The organism is Leptolyngbya sp. UWPOB_LEPTO1, from assembly GCF_017302695.1.
In the GTDB taxonomy this organism is placed as follows: Bacteria; Cyanobacteriota; Cyanobacteriia; order Leptolyngbyales; family Leptolyngbyaceae; genus Leptolyngbya; species Leptolyngbya boryana.
In genome coordinates this window covers 22,015-30,205 of the sequence record NZ_JAFLCJ010000042.1, presented here as the reverse complement: position 1 = coordinate 30,205, position 8,191 = coordinate 22,015, and the positions used below count along the sequence as shown (strand labels likewise).

8 protein-coding genes are annotated in these 8,191 nt (G+C 45.4%); 1 reads left to right on the top strand and 7 read right to left on the bottom strand.

Annotated features, from left to right (window positions below; translation table 11 throughout):
- Positions 1-98: IS1 family transposase (locus J0L70_RS30655; protein ID WP_502711026.1), on the top strand; the 98-nt coding region annotated here is incomplete at its 5' end.
- A gap of 24 nt (positions 99-122) precedes the next feature.
- On the opposite strand, the gene J0L70_RS30650 is transcribed toward J0L70_RS30655, so the two are convergent.
- From J0L70_RS30650 to J0L70_RS30620, 7 genes are read right to left on the bottom strand one after another with little or no spacing between them, the layout of a single operon-like run.
- Positions 123-959 carry a hypothetical protein gene (locus J0L70_RS30650; protein WP_287457152.1) on the bottom strand — a complete coding sequence of 279 codons (837 nt, stop codon included), beginning with the start codon at positions 957-959 and terminating at the stop codon, positions 123-125.
- A gap of 13 nt (positions 960-972) precedes the next feature.
- The gene (locus J0L70_RS30645; RefSeq protein ID WP_287457151.1) at positions 973-2,601 is read right to left on the bottom strand and encodes a hypothetical protein; all 1,629 of its coding nucleotides are present in this window, start codon (positions 2,599-2,601) and stop codon (positions 973-975) included.
- Positions 2,602-2,616: 15 nt separating this feature from the next.
- Complete coding sequence (locus J0L70_RS30640; RefSeq protein ID WP_287457150.1) at positions 2,617-3,078, bottom strand: hypothetical protein; 462 nt, start codon at positions 3,076-3,078, stop codon at positions 2,617-2,619.
- Positions 3,079-3,091: 13 nt separating this feature from the next.
- Positions 3,092-4,099 (bottom strand): hypothetical protein, encoded by a 1,008-nt coding sequence (locus tag J0L70_RS30635; protein ID WP_287457149.1) that lies wholly within the window; start codon positions 4,097-4,099, stop codon positions 3,092-3,094.
- Between the two features lie 9 nt (positions 4,100-4,108).
- Positions 4,109-5,842, bottom strand: coding sequence for a type IV secretory system conjugative DNA transfer family protein (locus J0L70_RS30630; protein WP_287457148.1), 1,734 nt, complete (start codon positions 5,840-5,842; stop codon positions 4,109-4,111).
- Positions 5,843-5,870: 28 nt separating this feature from the next.
- A complete protein-coding gene (locus tag J0L70_RS30625; protein ID WP_287457147.1) occupies positions 5,871-6,581 on the bottom strand; it encodes a hypothetical protein in 711 nt (236 codons plus the stop codon).
- Positions 6,578-8,188 (bottom strand): TrbI/VirB10 family protein, encoded by a 1,611-nt coding sequence (locus J0L70_RS30620; RefSeq protein ID WP_287457146.1) that lies wholly within the window; start codon positions 8,186-8,188, stop codon positions 6,578-6,580. The genes J0L70_RS30625 and J0L70_RS30620 overlap by 4 nt, the downstream gene beginning before the upstream one ends.
- Between the last annotated feature and the right edge of the window lie 3 nt (positions 8,189-8,191).

The following is an 8,191-nucleotide window of genomic DNA, read 5'->3' as shown; positions in this document are numbered from 1 at the left end:
TTGCCAGAAAGACGATCTGTTTTTCCAAGACTGAGAAGATGCATGATACTGTGATTGGATTATTCATCAATCGTCATGAGTTCGGGCGAGCAGTATAACGTTATGCCCACACATCTAGAACACTACCGATTGCCCCAAATAGAAAAGTGCTGCGTGACGTTGTAGTGCTGATAGAGAGAAAAGAAGAAGCCTCGACTCTCAATGCTGTTGTAACGATTCGAGCGAAGATCTTCATCGTCACCTAGCTTGCCGCCGAGAATCAATACGGCTCGACCGTCATCCTTGATCGCTTCTAACGCTTTGAAAGCGATCGCATGATCGATCTGGCGCGTTCCTCTTCGATTTCCTGGAAGTTCAAACCGTCGAATCCTGCCATTTCCGCCTTGGACAGAACCAAATGGCGGATTACAGACCATAATATCGACCTGTTCTGGGGGATGATAGTGGATAGCATCCTGCCGAGTCAATCGAGAATAACCTCGATTCGTTAGTTCTGTAAAGCGATCTTGGTTCAGTTCGTTTGCGATCGTTCTCGCTGGATTAGCAGTAATCAGCAATGCCCCATTTCCAGCCGTGGGTTCGTAGACTGTTGTTTCTGGATTGATGCCTGCTAGGGTTGAAGCAAGGTAGGCAATCGGAATGGGTGTGCTGTATGCCTGCTGAAGAACTGAAGTCGAGGAGCGAACGCCCAAAGTCGGTTGACGATCAAGCAAATCGATTAAGCGATCGTACGCTTGGTGAATGGTTGTACATTGATGAATGAGCAACGGTGAAACTCGTACCACCGCTGCTTCCATTGCTTCATCAACTAACTTTGTCAGTGAACTGCCGGGAGGAATGAGTTGAGCCAAAATATCTTCAGCTTGTCTTCTCGCCTGATGAATTCGGGCATAGTTTTCTCCTTCCAATAATGAACTGTGGAACGCTCTAATCAGAGCTTCCTTGTGTTCTACTGACATAAGCTAGACTCAGTTATCCAATCTCTACTTGATGTTGCTGGGACGAATTTATTTGCTGTTGTTCGATCGTTTTAATGGCTTGAGAAAATCGCCCAAAATCTTGTTGTTCTAGCCTTGAATGCACCTGATCACCCTGTTGCTGATAAATGATGCCTCGTCCATCTTTTGATGTAATCGTGAGGGAATCTTGTCCAATCTCAATTCGATAATGCCTGCCGCTATAATCCTTTGTCTCATTGAATTCTGCTACCATTCGGGCAGCAGCACCAAAAGCGGAACTCTTTTCGGTATGTCGTACTTCGGCAGTTTGGCTACCTCGTATCTTTTCAACTTCCTGACGTAATTGGTCGATCTCTCGATATTGTTCGCGAGTGATTCCCGCCTCTGTTTTTGAGAGAATTGTGATTTTAGGCTCACCAAACAGCAGCTTTTCTGCTTTGAAGCGGAGCACTTCTTGATTACTTGAATCCTTGAGAATGAAACAGTTTCGCCCCTGAAGCTCGACCTTGAATCCATTCAGGTTGTAATGCTGCTCTTGAGTTCGAGCAAAGCCTCGTTCAAACAGTTCGTAAACACATCGAGCGGCTCGATGTTCACGAATGGCTTCTGGTCGCGCAGCTAACCATTGTCCTGCCTGCTCTAATTTGTGCCCAGTTGTCTCGATCGCTTTTTCTGCGCCATCTTGCAATGCGTCTACAGTCTGTTTCTGAAAACTTCTGAATTGCTCACTTTCTAAGCCTTGTTTAGTTGTCTGAAAAGCCGACTTTGCACCTGTCACAACTACTTTCTGAGCAGATTTGAATTGGTCACTATCTAGCGTGTTTTGAACCGACTGAACAACCTGCTTACTCAAATCTGAGAAAAGAGTTTTAAAGAAAGCTTTACTACTCGACTCCGGGAGTTGTTCAATTTGCTGTTTCGCAGCCTCTAATCCATCTGTCTGTGCCATGAAGTGAGGCATCTCTTCCAGGGGAACTGATTGCGTTTCCCAAACTCCCTCAGCATTCCTGGCCCACCCTTCAAACACTTGAACGTCGGTCGTTGTTGCGTGTGAAGAGGGCTGAATTTGACCGTCAATGAGTTGAACTAGAATAGTTTCATCTTTAGAGATCGTAAGAGTATCACGATCTAGATTGAGTTGATAATCACCGATCGCAGCAACCATTGTCGTAGAAACTTCCTGGTGCAACGGATTCATCAATTCCTCTGCTGCTTGAGCGACTCGCCGTGCTGCTGTCACAATATCGCTATCAGACAAGTCAGTTGGAACAGGGTTAAGCGGTTCAGAGTCTGGAACAACTAACGGAGGAGTCTTCTCATCCTGGCACAAGGCATTAATCGAAATGGTTCCGTCGCGTTCTTGCCGGAATAGAATCTCTTTTTTGTCAGAGATCTCAAGTATGGGAACGCGGCATCTGTAAGCAAGCAAATCGATTCCGTCAATTGCAGGGTGTTTCAAAGAAGATAGAATCAACTTTGCTCGGTCTTCGTAGATCTCATCGCGCTGCTCTCCCGAAGCCAGCTTGCCTAAAACGATCCGCCCGTTCTTGCCGCACTGAATTCGTAGTTCTAAATCAGTTGCGTCTACTCCACGTAGGTCAGAGATCGCATCTACAACTTGTTGTGAATAAGTCTGTTTCATTTCACGCTCCTCTGCCTACAGCCGTCCCAAGACTTGATCGAGTTCTGCCATTGCAACGACACGGTTCACAACGATCTCACCATCAATTACAAATAACGCCATCTGATCATCAAACCGAACTTCCATAAATGGAAAATGCTGAGGCGATAGATTGGGATAAGCAATCTGACCTTGCTGGTAGCGCACGCAAAGAACGTCATCACAGAAAATCTCAATCAGCGAAGGCGTGTAACCAGCAGGAAAATAAGGTTTAGTGCGTTCTTTTGAGAGTTCATCGACCAGTTCTGAATGTTGAGATAGAACTGCGATCGCATTAAATGATAATCCCCACTGAGAAAGTAGCGAATCCGGATTCAAAGCACCCTCGAAAATGCGATCCAACTCAATATTTGGATCTTGTTCTCGTATACCTAGAGAATTATCCTCAGCATCATAGCCTGCTTGCAATTCATCCCAATCTGGAAAGCTCGTACTCATTACTTACACCTCTCTAACGAGTTAGTTCAATATCATGGCTCTGCTCAATTGTTTGAAGGCTTTCATATGCGGCGGCAAATCTCACCATCAAATGCTCAATTCGTGCTGAAGAAGTAGAGGTCGCCTGCTCACCCTGAATTGTGACTGTTTCTGCTGAACTATTTTTGGGAATAAAGAGAATGCGATCGCTGTCTACTTGAATGTCGTAATCCTGTTTACCTGCTAATTCCTTCTCGCCAGTTCTCTCAAAATAGTCGTGCAGTTGAGCTACGACCACTTTTGCTTCTGGAGTTAGAGGATGCTCGACTCGATATTCTGCATCTGCTTCCAGCTTATCTTCTGTATGTTCAACAACTGCTCGAATTGCTGTACTACCTTTAATATTTCCATATTTATCACGCTCTACTCGAATAGAAGGTGCTTGATGCACGACTTCGTTATGCAATGCGCTGAGATCACCTATCTCCTGCCCAGTCAATGATTCAACTTCGCCAACTGAACGTAGCTCGGTTACGGGCTGATCATTAATCTCTGTTGTAGTTTGACTATCAGGTAAAAGTAGGTTGTTCGTGATCTGTCCATATTCTTGATGAAAGCACCGTACCCCATCGATCTCAATATCAATAACTTCTGCCTCAATCACATCTTGATGATCTACTGGAGGTAGGGCTGGAGAGGAAATCGCGCTCGCTAAAGTCGAGATCTGCTCCGATGGTAATAGTTCTAAGTTTTGACGCAGTTTGGGAAGTGGAACTGCAATGTAAGAGCTACCGAGTTGCAGCCGCACTTCTGGTGCTAGTTGAAACTGAGAAACATTGCCTTTCAAGGATACTGAATCGCGAGAAGGGAGAACTTCAGCATCTGGAATGATTTCTGCATCATGTACTTGCCCATTCTCCCTCGCTTTTTTCGGCAACTCAGGAGGTTGAATTCTGGACAGAAATCGGGAGATTGCTTCTAGGACAATGTTGATGTCATGCTGCACCTTCTCCGCGCTGTGGGGTTGAACTGGAAAACTCATGATAATGTTCTAGAATGCTGCTTGTATTTTCTCGATTTGTGACTTATCAGACTTTTTAGGAGCGTCAATGAGAGGCAAAATCCGTTCTGCTTCTTTTTCGCGTTCTTCAATCATGCGTTCGGTGTAGAGGCGCAACTCATCACGGGTTAGTTTAGGCTGTGGGCTTTGTTGACTCATGCGATCGCGGATTTTTGCATTCCACACTCGTCTTGACCAAGTTTGCTGCTGTTCAACAACTTTGGGGATTTTAATTTTCTGAGCAATTGGGATTCCGACTTCATCTTGTCCAGAGATCGCAGGATTAATCAAAATACATTTGCCAGATGGCAATCGTAGAAATTGATCAGAACTATAGAGTCTACGTGTGCGCTCATTCTCAGAGATATTTGTACTTGCCTTACCTCCACTATGTCCTTTCGATTTTTGTTTAAGATTTAATTGCTCCTCGCCAATATAATCACTGCACCATTGAGCCGTTTTGAGTTCTTGCGGATTAAACCAGGCTTTTGTCGCACAGTTGGAAAGAATCGTGCGGGCAACCGACTCTCCATAGCGTTGCTCTAATTGCCCGAAATCCTGATAGCCCATAATTGTGACGGCTCCGGCTGAACGTTGAGTCGCAAATGCGGTAGCTAGATCAATGCCAACCGTTGGGGCTTCATCCAGGATAAAAACTAATGGATCTTTACGTGTGATCGCAACGTTACGATCCAAAACCATCTGCATAATTCCAGTTAGAAAGGGAGCTAATGCTGTTTTGATCGATTTGTCCATCCCGATGACAATTAACGTTTTACCTGTAATTGTCAGTGGGACAGTCGTCTTGTCACAGAAAGCATTTGCCAGTCCCGGAGTTGTGAAAGGGACGAATAGATTTTGTGCAGTGCCTCGAATGCTATCGGCTGTTTTCTCTGAACCTGACACCGAAAGATATTGAGAAAACGTATTTTTGGTTAGTTTACTCAGTTTGGAATTTTGAATTCGTTTTGGCAAATCAGTCATTGCCAGAATGACCTGACACATCATCATGTCAGGAAATTTGGTTTGCTTTGCCAGCAGTAAAACAGCTTGAATCAATAAATCTCCTGCGATCGAAAAGAATGGATCATCCGAAGCATCCTTGTGTTCTGATCGCATACACTTGTGCATAACCGAAGCAAGTTGCCGCGCTGCCATACCATCCATATCATCTAGCAAGAAGTCTAGCGGATTACAGATCTCAGATTCGCTCATTCCGGGTGCGAAAATGTGAACTTTGTAGCCTGCTTTAACTGCCATTGGGAGAACCGCAGAAGCTAGACTATCGTTAGGCTCTGTGTATTTAAAGTCGTAGAGATAAATCGGAAATTCTTGCGCGATCGCAGACTGAGCGATCGGTAACACCATACTCGCAGTTTTTCCCGATCCTGCACCGCCTGATATTGCAATTCCACGCTGAGCATCTGGCAAATAAAGAGACTCATAGATTTTGAAGGCAACAACATTATGCTTGCGCTCTTTCATTTGCTGAATTGCCTTTCGTCTAGCGGCCGCTCGTTCTCTCCTGCCTGCAAATCGAGCAGTTGCCAAGCGATTCTTTTTACCGATTCCACGATCGCCAAACCAGGCAAGCGCTAACCAGCCTGCGATCACAAGGAGCAAAATTAAGCCATTCTCGCTCTTGAAAACAGTAAGCAAATCGCCTAACTGATTGCTAACTGGAGAAGGTTTTGAGTCAACTAAAATTGTCGAGTTGTTTGCCATAACTACGCTCTCATACAAGCTAATGTCACTATCTGGATGGCATTAGAGAAGCAGGACGCGAAATAGAATGAGTTCCCATTTTTGCAAGCTTAGAAACAACTGCTAAAGATACTTTCGCCTGCTCGGCGGCTTGCTGTATCGGCATTCCATTTCGCACATTCGTCAGAAAAGTTTGGACTCGCTGGTTGAGAGGACTTTGAGCCGAGATTAGTTGTTGAGCGAGCGCACGTTGCAGACCCCGCTCAACTGCATTCCAATTTGCGGTTTCTTCCTTCCCTGCCAACGGTTGAATATCTGGAATAACTGCAAGCGTGGCATATTTTGGAGTACCAGAACCGTAGCGCACATCAAATAGGTAGGTCTTTTTTCCATAGGGAGAGCGCGTAATGACGGTCAGCAAGGTAGAGCGCGTCTCAGGCAAATTGGGAAAGTGAATACCTGTGACTCTTTTAAGATGAACAATGCTGGCGTTTCCACGTTCACCAAGGGCTGCGTCAAACTCTAGCGCGATCGCATGAGCATCATCCAACCACGCCCGCTGAATGGTTTCTCCAGTTCGAGTGAAATCAATGTTAGTTCCATTGCCAAGCCAAACCGTAACCGTTGTCCCGTTTCCGCTCAGCCCTTGTGCTTGAGACTGAGAAATCCGTTGAACAATCGGAAGTGCTGAAACTGAATAAGCTTGAAACACCATAACTGCAAACGGTAAAAGTAATAAAGTGTGAAATAGTGTTTTCATCGAGATACCTCCACACTTGAGGCTGCAAAGACTTGAACCGTCTGACCTGCTGGAATATACCAGAAGTTTGAACGTTGTAGCGATTCTTCAACTTGACGTTGCTGACGTTGAGATATTCGATCGGTTAACTTACTAAAGCTGCCTTGTAGAATTCCGCCTAAGAGATTCGTCTTTCCTCTACTCATCGAAGTTGTAGAAAGATAAGGGCTGGTCGTCGTCGTTTGGTTGGAAGGTTGATTCAGCACGCTACCCACTTGTTCTAATGCACCCATTAATGAGATCGCAATATCTTTTCTTGCGATCTCGCTCTTTTGAGGATTGCGCTCCTTTGCCATTAGAGGTTGTCCACCTTCCCCCATCAGATTCAATGAACCCGCAGGAATTTCAACAACTTGATGACCATTTCTAGTTGGAACGACTGCTTCAACCACTGAGAGTTGCATCATGCCGCTATTTGAAACTGCATCAACTTTCGCAATCATTTTTGATCCAGCAGGCAACACAACAGATCCATCTGCTGCTGCAATAGGCTGAGAAAGTTGCAATGCAAATCGTTGGGGTTGTTGCTCTATTTTCAAATCTTGTGCCCAGACGACAGGTGTGATTAGTTTTGCAGTCGAGATCGTGCCTGGGGCAATCTCCACAATATGGCGAGGCGTACCAGATAGAATTGCCTCAGCATCGGCTTCATAACGCGATTGCTGATGGGAACGAACCGAATGAGCGATTGTCGTGTCTTGCGAGATAGGATTTATTTCTTCCTGAGATCGCTGAGAATCTGCGATCAACTGGGCTGGTTCAGATGTCATTGATTGAATTTGCGATCGCGGGTTATCGGCAACTACCTGAGCTGATTGTTCAACGGATGTCGTCGGTTGAGTCGATGCAATAGCGCGATCGTCATCTTGCTTATAGCTTCCAACTGCAACTGCTTTTTGCCACGCCTCATGAGGATCAACAGGTTGAGGAGAAACTGCTCTACTAAACTCTGGTAGGCGCTCAGCGACGGGTAAACTTACTGGTCTGGCTGGAGTGTAAGTTGGGGCGAGTGGGATAATTTCAGGTGGATTGGGTTCGATCGAAGTTGAACTGATTGACGGAGTATTAGGTTTGGACTGTCTTGAAACTTTGGGTTTATTGGGAGAAGGCATTAAACGTGGGGGTGTTTTGGGAGCTTGCTTGAGCATTTGAGCTTGACTTCCCAAAGCTGTTACTGTTTTGAGACGACCGATTTCGGCTTGATCTGGATTAGTCTTCGGCGTTACATCATCGTCTGTGGCAACTGGCTTAGAATCATCTAGCGTTTTGTTCCAATTGCCATTCAAGCTCCAGATAAATAGCCCGACCGAGCCAAGTCCAGTTGCCATCAAAGTCGAAACAAATGCAGTTTTAGCAAGTGGATTACTCCATATCGGGGTTTGAGTTCCAGAATTTGCCTCCAGATCTTCTAGGTCTTCATCATCGAGCAATGCTACGTTAGTACGATGTTGACCAGGAGGAGGCTCAACCTGGTATCCAGTCATTGCAGCGAGTTCTGCTAATTCGTTCCAGGGATCTTGCGGTTGTATTGATTGTTCAGGAAGGGATTCAGAAGATTGGTTCTGCATAGT